The sequence below is a fragment of the Herbiconiux sp. UC225_62 genome, assembly GCF_042694625.1.
Classification (GTDB): domain Bacteria; phylum Actinomycetota; class Actinomycetes; order Actinomycetales; family Microbacteriaceae; genus Herbiconiux.
The window spans coordinates 1,074,037-1,088,553 of record NZ_CP170551.1; the positions used below are offsets into that span (position 1 = coordinate 1,074,037).

Sequence of the window (14,517 nt, forward strand, 5' to 3'; positions counted from 1 at the left end):
GACCTGATCGGCCCGGGTCAGCACCGGACGGGTCGAGCGTAGGGAGAGCGGTTATCAGCGGGATCGCACGGACCTTGGGTGTTCCTATGAACGGGGGTGCCGGACCGCCGCGCTGGACCGGCGCCCTGGTCGCCGTGCTCGGCTGGTGTGCGGGAATCCCCCGGAATCATGCGGGATACCCCAGGACGAAGGGATTGGCCGACGGCCGCCGACGCAGCACAATGAGGATCGTGCGGTACCGCCTACTGGGTCCGCTCGAGGTGACGAGCGGCGAGACGATGCTGGATCTCGGCGCGCCCAAGCAGCGCGCGGTGCTGGCGGTGCTGCTCGTCAACCGCGGAACCGTCGTTCCGGTCGACTCGATCGTCGACGCGGTCTGGGGCGATGACCCGCCCTCGAGCGTGGCCGCGAGCCTGCAGGCTTACGTCTCGAACTTGCGGCGCATCCTGCGCGACGAGTCGACCGCCGCGTCGCCCATCGTGCGCCGCGCCCCTGGCTACGTGCTCGACGTCGAGGCCGCCGCCGTCGATCGCGACTCCTTCCTGCGGCTGGTCGTCACGGCGCGCGAAGCGGCGGGCGCCGGATCGTGGCAGAAGGCGGCGGAAGCGGCCCGCGGAGCACTGACCCTCTGGCGCGGACCCCCACTGACCGAGTTCGCCGACGACGACTGGGCCCACGCGGAACGCGACCGGCTCGAACCGCTGCGGGCCGAGTGCCGCGAGCACCTCGTGGCCGCGCTCCTGGCGCTCGGGCAGCCCGCAGCCGCACTCGCCGAGGCCGACGAGGGGCACCGCTCCGAGCCGCTCCGCGAGCGGAGCGTGTGGCTCCTGATGCTGTGCCTCTACCGGGTGGGCCGATCCGTCGATGCACTCGACCTGTTCCGCGCGCACGCCGCGGAACTCGACGACGAGCTGGGGCTGGAGCCGGCGGCCGCCCTGCGCGACCTGCAGACGGCGATCCTGCGTCAGGACCGCTCCCTCGACCGGTGGCCGGATGCCGCGGCCGGAGCCGGCCCGGAGCGCGAGCTCGAGGACACCGTCCCGACGCGCGAAGGGCCCGCGCCCGAGGCTCCCGCGCCGCGATCGACTGCCGACCCGACCGACTTCGTCGGGCGCGAGGGCGAACTGAGCGCCATCGACACCGTGCTCGAGTCGCTCGGGTCGACGCGGTGGCTGGTGCTGACCGGGCCGGCCGGAATCGGCAAGACCCGGCTCGCCGAGGAGGCGGTGCACGCGGCCTGGAACGGACGCCCCGTCGTGCGCACGAGCTGCCCCGAGGATGCCGGCACCCCGCCGTGGTGGCCGGTTCGAGCCGTGGTGCGGGCGCTGGGCGCCGATCCCGACGCCGTACTCACCCCGCCGCACGGCGTCGATGCCGACGCGGCGCGCTTCGCCGTGTACGAGCGGCTCGACCGACTGCTGCACGACTCGGCCCTGAGCGGCCTGGTCGTCCTGATCGACGACGTGCAATGGGCGGACGTGAGCACCTTCCGCTGGCTCACGCACCTCGCGTCGTCGGTCTACGACATCCCGCTCGCCGTCATCTGCACCGTGCGCAGCGGCGTCGAGGTGCCCGAACTCGACAAGCTGCTCGCCACGCTGGCCCGCCACCAGGGTGCCCGCCAGTTGCAGGTACCGCCGCTCGCCGTCGGCGAGGTGGCCGCCCTCGCCGGGCGGGTGAGCGGTGAGCAGGTCGACCCGAACGAGGCGCTCGAGCTGGCCGGGCAGACCGGCGGCAACCCCTTCCTCGTCACCGAGTACGCCCGGGTGCCGCGCGCCGAGCGCTCGACCGCCGGGGTGCCCGTCGCGGTGAGCTCGGTGCTCGGCCGCCGTCTCGCCGCGGTCGACCCCGACGTGCTGCAGGTGCTCCGCACGGCCGCGGTGGCCGGCGATCCGCTCGACATCGACCTGCTCTGCGCGGTCACGCGACTGAGCCGCGACGAACTGGCCGACCTGCTCGACGAGGCCGCCGACGACGAGCTGATCGTGCTCGCCCCGGGCACGTCGACCTACATCTTCGCGCACGGCCTGCTGCGCGACGAGGTGCTCGCCGGCCTCAGCGCCACTCGCCGGCAGCGGCTGCACGCCCGCATCGCCGAGGCGCTCCGGCAGGGCGGAGACGACTGGGTGGCCCGGCGCGCCGTGAACCTGTTCGCCGCGCATCCCTTCGTCGACGCCGCGGAGGTGCTCGACGGATGCCGCGACGCCGCCCTCGACGCCGAGGAGCGCTGGAACTCAGAAGCCGCAGCCGACTGGTGGGGCCGCGCGCTGCAGGCTTGGGAGTGGTTGCCCGCGGCGGATCGCTCCGAATCGGAACGGGACGACCTGCTCGTGTCGCGGGTGGCCGCGTTGGCGAGGGCAGGGCGCCGGCAGACCGTGCTCGACGTCGTCGACGAGGCGATGCTCGACGCGGTACGGGAGGGGCGGACCAATTCGGCCGGGCGTCTCGCCTCCACTCTCCTGCGCACCGCCGGTTCCTGGCCGTGGATCTACAGCGACCATCCGGATCGCCTGCTCGCCCGGCTCGCCGCGATCGAGTCGCTCGTCGCGGCCGATCCGCGTGCCCACGTGAGCGTGCTGGCCGCGCTCGCGGTGGGGAACTACTACGAGATCGACGCCGCCGTGCCCGATCGCCTCAGCCGCCGGGCGATCGAGATCGCCGAGAGCCTGGACGACCCGGATGCGCTCGCCGACGCCCTGCTCGGTCGCGCGCTGGCCTTCACCGCCGTGCCCAGCCACCGGCCGGAGCAGCTCGAGCTCATCGAGCGTCTGCGCGCCCTGCCCCACACCAACGAGCGGATCGACACGGTGATCAGCACCGCGCTGCTCCACCTGTGCTTCGCGATGGTGGGCGACCGCGAGCGGGTGGAGCAGCTCATCCGCGACGGCACGGCGGGCAGCGACGCCCTGCGCCTGCCTGTCACGCGCATGCAGATGCGCTGGTCGGAGGGAGAACTGGCGCTCTGGTCGGGTGAGCTCGAACGAGCCGAAGCGCTCTACCGACTGGCCATCCAGCTGCAGACCCAGACCGAGATGTACACGACAGGCGTCTTCGACATCGCCATGCTCCTGCTGCGCTGGGAACAGGGACGGCTCGACGAGTTCCACGGGATGCCGGTCGACAACGAGGCCGCGCTCCCCTGGGCGAGCCCCGCGCTCCGCTTCGAGAGCGATCCCGACGACGCCGACCGGATGCTCGGGGAGGTGCTCGCGCGCCCCACCGGCGAGTTCTGGACAACGCTCGGCGAGATGGCGTTCCTCGCCCACCAACTGGCGGATGCCGGCCGCCCCCGCCACGCCGCGGCCCTCGCGGCCCGACTGGAACCGTTCGAGGGGTTCATCGCGATCTTCGGCCAGATCGGGGGCGCCGGACCGGTGAGTCTGGCCCTGGCGCGACTGGACGCGCTGCTCGGACGCGTCGACGACGCCCGTCGCCGCGTGGCGGCGGCACGGCAGCTGGCCGAGAGCAACGGCGGCCGCTGCGCCCTGCTCCGGTGCCGCCTGCTCGAGGCCGAGCTGGACGACGCCCCGGCGACCGTCTACGACGGTATTGCTCGGGATGCCGCCCAGCTCGGCATGCAGGGGGTCGCGCGTCGGGCGCATGCCGCCTCCACGGCCGCGCGCGAGCGCGCCTGACCCCGCCTCAGGCGGAGGCGGCCGCCGCGAGGAGGGGTCGGCCGGCCGCGATCACGCCGCGCGGGTCGAAGGCGGCGATCAGGCCGGACAGCCGAGCCAAGGTGTGGTCGTCGTAGACGCGATGCACGCGCGCCGGGTCGTCGGCGGGCGCGAAGTTCGGCAGTTCACGGCCAGTCGCCCACGGGGCGAGCACCGCGTGGATGCCATGGCCGTCGAGCACCGAGTGCTCCACGGCCGGCCCTGCCGCAAGGCCGATGGTGAGCAGCGTGTAGGCGGCGTCGACGACGCCGAACGCGCTCTCGTGCCGTGGCGGGTCGGCGAGCGCCCCACCCAGGAGCCGCAGCTCGGTGATGAGTTGCAGGCTCGGAGCACCCGCCCCGGCGACGTCGAGCAGCGACTCGACCGCGTCGGCCGGCAAGGCGCGCAGGAGGCTGAACTCCTCGTGGCTCGGCAGCGGGTCGACCGGGTCGGAGTGGACCATCCCGATCGCGGCGTAGGGCATGACCCCCACACCGCCGAACACCGGCGTCGCCACTGATGCGATGGCGGCGAACGCGCGCTCGCCGTCCGCGAGGTCGCCGGTCCAGGCGAATCGCACGGCGACGGTCTGTTTCCCCGCGATCGGAGGCGGTAGGAACGGCAGAGCGGGCAGCCGGTTGATCGCGAGCGACGTGGAGCCCTGGCGATCGAGCCCCGGGCTCCACGCGGCCCAGGCCCGCACCACGGCGTCGGTGTCGGTGTCGGCGAAGAACAGCGATCCGCCGTAGATCGTCGGCTGCGACACGAGGTCGATCTCGACCGCGGTGACGATGCCGAGGCTCCCCTTGCCGCCGCGCAGTCCCCAGAAGAGGGAGGGGTTCTCCTCGGGCGTCGCCCGTCGCAGTTCGCCGTCGCCGGTCACCACCTCGAAGGCGCGTACCGTGTCGGAGGCGATGCCGTAGGTGCGGGCCACCGGCCCGAGGCCGCCGCCCGTGAGGTACCCGACCACGCCCACGTCGGGTGCCGAACCGACGAGCGGCGCGAGACCGAACGGCGCCGCGGCATCCAGCACCGGGCCCCACTTCACGCCGGCGCCGATGCGCGCCCAGCCCTCCTCGTGGACGGTGAGTTCGTCGAGGCGACCGGTGTGCACGAGCAGTTCGCCGTCGAGGTCGCTGGAGGCGCCGTGGCCGGTGGCCCGCACGGCCACCACGATTCCCGCGCGGTTGGCGAAGCGGACGGCGGTCACGACGTCGGCGGCATCGGCGGCCTCCACGACGGCGGCGGCGCGGGCCGGCACGGCCACGTTCCACGGGGTGGCGAGCCGCTCGTAGTCGGCGCCGCCGGGGAGGTGCAGCGATCCGGTGAGGCTCGCGTCCAGTTCGTCGAAGGTGCCTTCGGTGAGAACGGGGATGGTCATGATGTCTTTTCTCCTTGATGGATCGGAATGTCGGTGATCGGTGGTCGGACGACCCGTTGTCGGGTCATCCGTCGGTCGGTTCAGAATTCGGCGATGAAGCTGCCGACGATGCGGTCGATGGCCGCGAGGTCGTCGTCGGTGTTGGCCTGCACGTTCACCGTGATGACGTAGGAGCCGTCGTCGGCGACCGCCGCGAGGGTCACGTACTTCGCGCCCACCCCGCCGCAGTTGTCGAAGATCTCGTAGCGGCCGGTGTGGTAGCCGTCGGCGTACTCCTCGACGCCCCCGGCGGTGCAGCCCTCCGAGTTGAGGAAGTCGATCGACGGCTGCATCAGCCCGTCGACGGTGGTGGTGGCCACGGCGTCCTGCGACGCGGCGATCACGACGCCGGGGGTGTCCCAGGTGGTGTTGAACGACTCCACGTCGGGACTCGCGACGATGGCGGCCCAGGTGGCGCCGCCGGCGTCGGTGAAGGGCGCGCCGTCGACATCCGACCACGAGCTCGGCACCTCCACCTGGATGATGTTGTTGTCGTCGGTGATGGCCGTGTAGTCGCCGTCGGCGGTGGAGCCGCCCTGCGCGATCTGCTGCACGGCGGCGAGCGGGGTGCCGTTGATCTGGCCGTCGTAGTAGATGCCCTCGCTCGGCCGGAACACCTCGACGTCGATCGCGGCGTCGCTGCCCTGGGTGCGGAGCACGTCGCAGTAGTCCGCCATCGTGCCGTCGGTGGCGAGCGTCACGCCGGCCATCCGGGTGATGAGGTCGCCGGGCTGGATGCCCGCCTCGTCGGCCGCCGATCCGGCAACCACCGAGGAGGCCCAGACGCCGAGACCGTTCCCGTCCTCGTCGGTGATGGCTTCGGCGTTGACGCCGATGCTGTCGTGGTCGATGCCCTGCTCGAGGTCGTCGAGCACGGCGAGCACCTGGTCGCGGTGGATGGCGAGGTTGGTGTCGTAGAGATCGTTGCCGGCGTAGTTGACGCCCACGACGTGTCCGGTGGTGTCGACGAGCGGGCCGCCCGAGTTGCCGGGGCGGATGCGTGCGTCGTGCTCGATCACGCTGTCGATCGACGCCCACGGGGTCTCGCCCGCGGTCGACGCCTTCGACACGATGCCCTTGGTCTCGGTGAAGGTGGGGTCGCCGAGGGGGAAGCCGGCGGCGTAGACATCCGTCGCCGTCTCGATGTCGCCCTCGCGCCAGTCGAAGTACGGGTAGTCGCCCTTCTGCAGTTGGATGACGGCGAGATCCATGCACTCCGACGAGCCGAGCACTTTGGCGTTGAGCGTCGTCGAGGTGTCGCCGCCGAGCCACACCTTGAGGGTGCCGGCGCCGGCGACGACGTGGTTGTTGGTGACGACGAGGCCGTCCGGGGAGATGACGAAACCCGAGCCGCGGCCGGCTGCTTCGTAGCCGCCCTCCTCGGGGGAGACGAAGGTGCCGACCGATTCGATCTGCACGGTGGCCGACTGCACGCCGTCGAAGTCGACGGCACCGGAGGAGTCGGCCGCGGGCTGGGTGCCCGGGAAGGCGATGGAACAGCCCGAGAGCGCGAGAGCCGCGCCGAGGGCGAGAACGGGGGCGGCGACGGCCGCTTGTCGAATAGTCATGGCTGTACCTTCCCGCCTGACGGTTGGCGGGTTCTTGGCGGGCCTTGGGGTGCGCTTGGCACGGTAGAATCGATGCAATGTGCGGCATCGTGGGCATCGTCTCCTCAGACCCGGTCAACCAACTCGTGTACGACTCGCTCCTGCTGCTCCAGCACCGCGGGCAGGACTCGACGGGCATCGCCACGGCCGAGGGCAGCACCTTCCACATCGTGAAGGCGAAGGGGCAGGTGCGGGAGGGCTTCCGCACCCGTGACATGCGGTCGCTGCTCGGCACCATGGGCCTCGGGCACGTGCGGTACGCCACGCGCGGCTCGGCCTCGCAGGAGCAGGAGGCGCAGCCGTTCTACGTGAACGCGCCCTACGGCATCATCCTCGTGCACAACGGCAATCTCACGAACACGCGTGAGCTGACCAGCGAGCTCTACAACATCGACCGCCGGCACCTCAACACCGACTCCGACACCGAGTTGCTGCTGAACATCTTCGCCAACGAGCTGCAGTCGCAGGTCTCGGGCCTGTCACTCGATCCCGACCAGATCTTCACCGCCGTCTCCCGCGTGCACGAGCGGGTGGAGGGCTCCTACGCGGCGATCGCGATGATCGCGGGGCACGGGTTGCTCGCCTTCCGCGACCCGTTCGGCATCCGGCCGCTCACCATCGGAAGCCGTCTGCTCGAGAACGGCCAGATGGAGTACGTGGTGGCATCCGAGTCGCTCGTGATGGAGAGCCTCGGCTACACGGTGCTGCGGGATGTCGCGCCCGGGGAGGCCGTGTTCATCACGCTCGACGGCGAGCTCATCACGAAGCAGTGCGCGCCCAACCCGGTGCTGGTGCCGTGCTCGTTCGAATACGTCTACCTGGCTCGCCCTGACTCGGTGATGTCGGGTATCTCGGTGTATGAGGCGCGGCTACGGCTCGGCAATTACCTCGCCGACACCGTGGCGCGCTACACGCCGATGGGCGACATCGACGTGGTGATGCCGATTCCGGATTCGTCGCGGCCGGCCGCCATGCAGGTGGCCCAGAAGCTCGGCGTCGAGTACCGCGAGGGGTTCTATAAGAACCGCTATGTGGGGCGCACGTTCATCATGCCGGGGCAGGCGGCACGCAAGAAGTCGGTGCGGCAGAAGCTGAACGCGATGTCGAGCGAGTTCAAGGGCAAGAACATCCTCATCGTCGACGACTCGATCGTGCGGGGGACGACCTCGAAAGAGATCGTGGACATGGCGCGGCAGGCCGGCGCCAACAAGGTGACGTTCGCGTCGGCCGCTCCCCCGGTGCGGTACCCGCACGTGTACGGCATCAACATGCCGTCGCGGCACGAGCTCGTGGCGCACGACCGCAAGATCCCCGAGATCGCGCAGGCCATCGGGGCCGACCACCTGATCTACCAGGAGGTCGAGGACATGCGTCGTGCCATCACGCTCGGTTCCGACATCACCGATCTGGAGATGAGCTGCTTCACGGGCGAGTACGTGACCGGGACGGTGACGCCGGAGTACCTGGCCTGGGTGGAGCGCAATCAGCTGAGCTGAGGCTCGGAGGTTCCGCTGTCGACGGGGCTGCCGCGCGCTGCAGCCCCGTCAGCTTCCCGGGACCCACCACGCCATCGCCACCACAAACCACATCAGTGGGCGAGGTATCCCTCGAGTTCGGTTGCCACGGCCTCGGAAATCGTCGCCGTTCCCCCGAGGACGACGATGTGCGCGGGCCCGATTCGCCGCAACTCGGCGGCAATCGGCGCCGGGATGCCGTCACGGGTCACGAGGAGCATCGGTCCGCCATTCTTGATGGCGGCCGCCGAACCGGACAGTGCATCAGGGAAGGTCGTTCCGGAAGCGACATAGACCGTATGGGTTTCGGCACAGAACAGGTCGGAGCTCACCTTCGCGGCGACTTCGAAACGGTCCGCCCCAGCGAGCCGATTGGTTCGGGCCGTCTCACCCAATTCCAGGGCGACCGAATTCGACACGGAATCTGTTCCACCGAGGAGAGCGATCCTGCTCGGTGTCCGCAGAAGGAAGAAGTAGTCGACTCCCGCTGGTACATCGTCCTTCGTGACGAGAGCAACGGGTCCACCGACCGCTCCCGCGGCCGCAGCTCCCGCGAGCGCGTCGGCAAATCCTGCCCCGGAAGCGACATAGAGCTTGTCGGAACCGATGTTGAAGATGCCTTTGAGGACGTTCGCCGAGACCTCGTATCGGTCGGTACCCCCGAATCGTTGGACTGCGGATGCAAAACCCTTGAGGCTGCTTTCAACAGACGGACTGACTGACGCCGGCCCACCCACGATGATGATGTCGCTGGGTTTGAGTCGCTTCAACTCATCGGCGACCTCCTTCGGGATCGAATCCGGCGCCACGAGCAATACCGGGCTGCCGGCGACTCCAGCGGCTGCGGAAGCCGAGAGCGCATCAGGGAAGGTCGCGCCACTGACGATGTAGGCGACTCGCACTCCCGGTGAGAACGTGCGGGCTGAAATCGCTGCCGACACGGCGTACCGATCGGCGCCGGCAATCCTCTCGACGCCCGAGTCGTTGTCATGAACCTGGCCCGGGCACGTTTCAGGGAAGTTCTTCGTCGCCCCGCCCAGAGGAAAGGCGGCCGCGGTCGGCCCCGATGCGGTGCCGATGAAAGCCGCAACCAGCAGCGCCGACGCGAGACCTAGCGATGTAGTCCTTCGGAATCTCATAGTTGAGCATACATCATTTTATGCCAGCCGCGGGGAGACGTCACATTTGCGTCACCAATCCGGTCTATACGGGTATGAGAGCATCCGACCGAGGCGGGAACAGGAATCACCTCAGCAGCGGGGAAAGGGTGGCAGGCAACCCATCGCTGTGGCAGACCGTGTGGGAATGGGTCGCCCGACCGAACCACGTCAAAGCCGTGCACAGCTTCAGCGCCGCCGCCCAGAGCGGGGACGAAGCGAGGCTCGGCGCACTGCTCGACCCCGAGGTCGCTGTGGTCGTCGAAGCGGGCGAGCCGGCCCATCCGACGATCAAGGTGGTGAAGGGCGCCTACGAGGCGGTGGCGTTGCTGCGACACGGGATGGCGCCCCGCCCCGGCGTGGTCGTGACCGAGCGCCCCGTCGGAAGCCAGGCCGGGCTCGTGCTCAGCCGCGCCGGCGAGCCGACCGCATCCGTGACCGTCGACTTCACAGGGCACCTCGTCAGCGTCGTCTGGATCAAGCTGCACGCTACCGCCTAGCCGCAGCGCCGGGGCGGCTCGATAGGCTCGGAGGATGCCGACCCCCGACTTCGTCCTGGCCCTCCGCGAGAAGATCGGGCACGCACCGCTGTGGCTCACCGGGATCACTGCCGTCGTGACCCGCGGCGACGACCTCCTGCTGGTGCGGCGCAGCGACACCGGGGCGTGGACCCCCGTGACCGGCATCGTCGACCCGGGCGAGGAACCCGCCGCGGCGGCCGCACGCGAAGTGCTTGAGGAGGCGGACGTCGTGGCGCATCCGGTGCACCTGGCCTGGGTGCACACGATCCCGATGGTCACCTACCCCAACGGCGACCAGTCGCAGTACCTCGACCTCACCTTCCGCATGCGCTACGAGTCGGGCGACCCCTTCCCCGCCGACGGCGAGAACACGGAAGCGCGCTGGTTCGCCCCCGCCGACCTCCCGGAGATGTCCCCCGACATGCGGGCGCGCATCCGCTACGCCCTCGACGAGGAGAGGGCCACGCGCTTCGAGTCCTGAAAGACTGGAAAAAATTCTGGGGAGCGATGTCGATCCCGGTCGCTCCCGTTCGACGCCTCAGCAGAAGGGGTCGAAAAGAGCCCCGCCGACACGAGGAGAGACACCATGAAGTACATGCTGATCATGCGCAGCACCGCAGAGGCCATCGAGGCGTCGAAGACGATGGACTTCGAGGAGATCATCAACGCGATGGGCGCCTACAACGAGTCGATGATCAAAGCCGGCGTGCTGATCGGCGGCGACGGACTGACGGATGCCTCGGAGGGTTTCGTGGTCGACTTCGCCTCCGAGACCCCGGTCATCACCGACGGCCCCTACGGCGAGGTGCACGAACTGTTCAACGGGTTCTGGATCGTCGACGTGTCCTCGCGCGAGGAAGCCGCCCAGTGGGCGAGCCGGGCTCCACTCGGACCGGGCTCGAAGCTCGAGGTGCGCCGCATCACGGACGAGAGCGACTTCGCCGAGTTCGCCGACAACGAGTACATCCAGAAGGAGAAGGAGTGGCGCGGCGAGGGCGCGCTGGGCTGAGCGCCATGAACGCCGACGCGGCGACGCCAGGCGTCGACGGGGCGGGCATCCGCCGCACCGTCGACGCCGTCTGGCGCATCGAGAGCGCCCGCATCGTCGCCACACTCGCGAAGGTGACCGGCGACTTCGCCTGGGCCGAAGACCTCGCGCAGGAGGCCGTGGTCGACGCTCTCGCCCAGTGGCCATCGACCGGCGTTCCGCAGAACCCCGGCGCGTGGCTCACCGCGGTCGCGAAGCGCAAAGCCATCGACGGCTGGCGACGACGCGAGCGCCTCGACGACCGGTACCGCGCCCTGGCGCACGAGCTCGACGAACACGGCGGCGCCGCCGACAGCGGCGAGGCGATCGACGACGACGTACTGCGCCTGGTGTTCACCGCCTGCCACCCCGTGCTCGGCCGCGAGGCGCAGGTCGCGCTCACGCTGCGCGTGGTCGGCGGTCTCAGCACCGAAGAGATCGCGCGACTCTTCCTCGTTCCGGTGGCGACCGTGCAGCAGCGGATCGTGCGCGCCAAGAAGACCCTCGCCGCCGCGAAGACCCCGTTCGAGACGCCCGACCCGAGCGAGTGGTCGGCCAGGCTGGGGTCGGTGTTGGGGGTGGTGTACCTGATCTTCACCGAGGGGTACTCCGCGACATCCGGAGACCGCTGGATGCGCGCCGAGCTCGCCCTCGAGGCCCTCCGGCTCGGCCGCATGGTGGCGGGGCTGGTGCCGCGTGAAGCGGAGGCGCACGCGCTGGTGGCGCTGATGGAGTTCCAGGCGTCGCGTTTCGGTGCACGCACGCGATCCGACGGCAGTCCGGTGCTGCTCGCGGATCAGGACCGCTCGCGCTGGGATCGCGCCCAGATCGGTCGCGGCATCGCGGCACTGGCACGGGCCGATGACCTCGGGCGGGGGCGCGGGCCGTACGCGCTCCAGGCCGCGATCGCCGAGTGCCATGCGGTCGCACCCTCGGTCGACGACACCGACTGGGAGCGGATCGTCGTGCTCTACGAGGCCCTCGGACGCCTCGCGCCGAACCCGGTCGTCGAACTGAACCGGGCGGTGGCCGTGTCGATGGCGGTGGGGCCGGCATCCGGATTGCGGATCGTCGACGAACTCGCCGCCACAGGTGCCCTCGCCGGCAGCCACCTGCTCCCGAGCGTGCGCGGCGAACTCCTCGCCCGCCTCGGCCGGACCGAGGAGGCCCGCTCCGAACTCACGACGGCGGCCCACCTCGCGACGAACGCCCGCGAACGCCAGGTGCTCCTCGACAAGGCGGCGGCACTGGGCTGAACAATCCCCCTTGACCTCTTTACAACGTTGTGCAAACCTCCTTTTACAACGATGTACAACGGCGGGTGACCGCCTGCCTTCGTGCGTCGACCGACGGGAGGATGCAATGAAGCACACACGCGAACGGGCAGCGCGAAAGCGGTCGAGAGGCCTCGTCGCACTGGTCGCGACGACGGCGTTGATCGGTTCCGCCCTGGCCGTGGGAGCGGCCACGGGGCCGGCTTTCGCCGTCACCACCGGCAACGGCGCTCTGGTCTACGCGCCGCCGAACGGTTCGTCGTTCAACGACGAAGGAGGCGACGCGACGGGCACCGCCTACGCCAAGATCGTGGCGCTGAAGTACAGCGGCGCCTCGAACGGCACGCTGATCTCGACCTTCGACGACGCCAGGCTCATCAAAGACGTGAGTCCGAGCACGAACCCCACCACCGACACCCAGGCCTGCCTCGCGAACCCGGCACTGGCCTGCCATCAGGAATGGCCGTTCTTCCGCAGCACCGACAACGGCGCGACCTGGCAGAAGATCTCGTCGATCAACCCCGGCCTGCAGTTCCCCGGAACCCCGGGACAGGAGGACAGCACCCAGCTCGACCGCACCGCGCAGCCGTTCCTCTACGAGCTCCCGCAGGCGGTGGGCACCCTCGCGGCGGGCACGCTCCTCTTCACCGGGCAGGTGCGGCCGGCCGATCGCGACAACCCCGCATCCGTCACCAAGCTCGTGGTCTACAAGAGCACGAACCAGGGAACGAGCTGGTCGTACCTCAGCACCGTCGACACCGGCGGCCCCGCCATCTACGACCCGTCGCCGACATCGACCACGACCACCGTCTGGGAGCCGACGCTGGCCGTCGACGCGAACGGCGGACTGGTGACCTACTTCTCCGACGAGCGGCAGAAGGCGAACGGGGTGCTGCAGGCGGTGTCGTATCGGCGATCGACCGATGGGGGTCTCACCTGGGGCACGCTGGCCAATGTGTCGGCTCCCACCGACTCCACGCACCGACCAGGCATGATCACGGTCGACAAGCTGCCCGACGGCACCTACATCGCCACCTACGAGGTGGTGAATGCTACGGGCTACGCGTTCTCGAACGCCTCTCCGGTGTTCTTCAAGAAGTCGGTCGACGGCCTGAACTGGGGCACCACCAGTAGCCTCGGAACGCCCGTGGAGCTGGCCGACGGTCGGGGCATCGGGTCGTCGCCCACGGTGAGATGGGTGCCGACCGGTGGCCCGAAGGGCATGGTCGTCGTGGCCTCGAAGTGGGGGCTGGATGCCGCGGGCAATCTCGATGGAGGCCAGAACTTCTTCGTCAACTACAACCTCGGAGCCGGACCCTGGGAGCGTCTGCCGTTCGCGGTGACATTCGACGGGCCGAGCTCCATCACCGGGTTCGCACAGGGGATCGACTACAGCCCCGACGGCCGAACGCTCTACCAGGCCACCAACGTGGAGAACCACCGCCCGAATCCGAGCAACCCCAGCGAGACCTACCTGTACAACGACATCCGGGTCGGCACGGTTCCGCTGAACGCGACGACGTACGAGGCGGAGAAGGCGGCGCTGGTCAACACCACGCTGGTGACGCACGGTGACGCCTCGAACGGTTCGAAGGTGGGCAACATCAACTTCTCGAACAGCACCGTCACGTTCACGGTCAAGGCTCCCGCGGCCGGGAGTTACACAGTGAACGTGCGGTACGCCAACGGCACCGGTGCCACGAGCAGCCACGCGGTGTCGGTGAACGGCGGCACGGCGACCTCGCTGAGCTACCCGAAGACGGCTGACTGGGGTCGCTACCTCTGGGCACAGTTCACCACCACCCTGAACGCCGGGGACAACACCATCCGTTTCGGCTATTCGGGAACCTATGCCGAGCTCGACCAGATCCAGGTCTACCAGTCGAGCACGACGCCGGCGCCGGAGTTCCAGATCAAGAACCGCAACAGTGGCAAGCTCCTCGAGATCGCCTCGGCCGCCGTCACCGACGGTGCGCCGGCCGGCCAGTGGGGCCCGACGGCGAACCCGACCCAGATCTGGCAGGTGCTGCCCGCCACATCGGGAACGCATCAACTGGTCAACAAGAACAGCCTGAAGCTGCTCGAGATCCCGGGTGCCGCGACGGCGGACGGCATCGACGCGGCCCAGTGGGGCCCGACCGGCAGCGCGACCCAGCGCTGGACGCTCACCCCGGACAGCAGCGGCTTCTGGACGATCAAGAATGCCAACAGCAACAAGCTGCTCGAGATCGACTCCTGCCTGACCACGGATGGCGCGGTCGCTCAGCAGTGGGGCCCGACGGGGGCCGCCTGCCAGCAGTGGCAACTGGTGAAGGAGGGCATCCAGTAACACCCGCACACACGA

At 69.6% G+C, this 14,517-nt stretch carries 10 protein-coding genes; 7 read left to right on the forward strand and 3 right to left on the reverse strand.

Annotated elements, in window-relative coordinates; genetic code table 11:
- Nucleotides 1-230 precede the first annotated feature (230 nt).
- Nucleotides 231-3,635, forward strand: a complete 3,405-nt coding sequence (locus ACFJGU_RS05255) for a BTAD domain-containing putative transcriptional regulator (RefSeq protein ID WP_382308278.1) — start codon at nt 231-233, stop codon at nt 3,633-3,635.
- A 7-nt stretch (nt 3,636-3,642) separates the two neighbouring features.
- Here ACFJGU_RS05255 and ACFJGU_RS05260 read toward each other — a convergent pair whose 3' ends face one another.
- Together ACFJGU_RS05260 and ACFJGU_RS05265 are read right to left on the reverse strand one after the other, a co-directional pair.
- Nucleotides 3,643-5,034 (reverse strand): FAD-binding oxidoreductase, encoded by a 1,392-nt coding sequence (locus ACFJGU_RS05260; RefSeq protein WP_382308280.1) that lies wholly within the window; start codon nt 5,032-5,034, stop codon nt 3,643-3,645.
- An 80-nt stretch (nt 5,035-5,114) separates the two neighbouring features.
- Complete coding sequence (locus ACFJGU_RS05265) at nt 5,115-6,641, reverse strand: S1C family serine protease (RefSeq protein ID WP_382308282.1); 1,527 nt, start codon at nt 6,639-6,641, stop codon at nt 5,115-5,117.
- Between the two features lie 77 nt (nt 6,642-6,718).
- On the opposite strand from ACFJGU_RS05265, the gene purF reads away from it, so the two are divergent.
- Nucleotides 6,719-8,176, forward strand: a complete 1,458-nt coding sequence (gene purF, locus ACFJGU_RS05270) for an amidophosphoribosyltransferase (RefSeq protein ID WP_382308284.1) — start codon at nt 6,719-6,721, stop codon at nt 8,174-8,176.
- 92 nt (nt 8,177-8,268) lie between these two features.
- Here purF and ACFJGU_RS05275 read toward each other — a convergent pair whose 3' ends face one another.
- Nucleotides 8,269-9,333, reverse strand: coding sequence for a cell wall-binding repeat-containing protein (locus tag ACFJGU_RS05275; protein ID WP_382308286.1), 1,065 nt, complete (start codon nt 9,331-9,333; stop codon nt 8,269-8,271).
- A gap of 128 nt (nt 9,334-9,461) precedes the next feature.
- Here ACFJGU_RS05275 and ACFJGU_RS05280 point away from each other — a divergent pair, with 128 nt between their 5' ends.
- The 5 genes from ACFJGU_RS05280 (at nt 9,462) to ACFJGU_RS05300 (ending at nt 14,502) form a co-directional block, all read left to right on the forward strand.
- A complete protein-coding gene (locus ACFJGU_RS05280) occupies nt 9,462-9,851 on the forward strand; it encodes a hypothetical protein (protein ID WP_382308288.1) in 390 nt (129 codons plus the stop codon).
- A gap of 34 nt (nt 9,852-9,885) precedes the next feature.
- The gene (locus ACFJGU_RS05285) at nt 9,886-10,353 is read left to right on the forward strand and encodes an NUDIX domain-containing protein (RefSeq protein ID WP_382308289.1); all 468 of its coding nucleotides are present in this window, start codon (nt 9,886-9,888) and stop codon (nt 10,351-10,353) included.
- 105 nt (nt 10,354-10,458) lie between these two features.
- Nucleotides 10,459-10,881, forward strand: coding sequence for a YciI family protein (locus ACFJGU_RS05290; protein WP_382308291.1), 423 nt, complete (start codon nt 10,459-10,461; stop codon nt 10,879-10,881).
- 5 nt (nt 10,882-10,886) lie between these two features.
- Nucleotides 10,887-12,155 (forward strand): RNA polymerase sigma factor, encoded by a 1,269-nt coding sequence (locus ACFJGU_RS05295; RefSeq protein WP_382308293.1) that lies wholly within the window; start codon nt 10,887-10,889, stop codon nt 12,153-12,155.
- A 106-nt stretch (nt 12,156-12,261) separates the two neighbouring features.
- Complete coding sequence (locus ACFJGU_RS05300; protein WP_382308295.1) at nt 12,262-14,502, forward strand: RICIN domain-containing protein; 2,241 nt, start codon at nt 12,262-12,264, stop codon at nt 14,500-14,502.
- Nucleotides 14,503-14,517 lie beyond the last annotated feature (15 nt).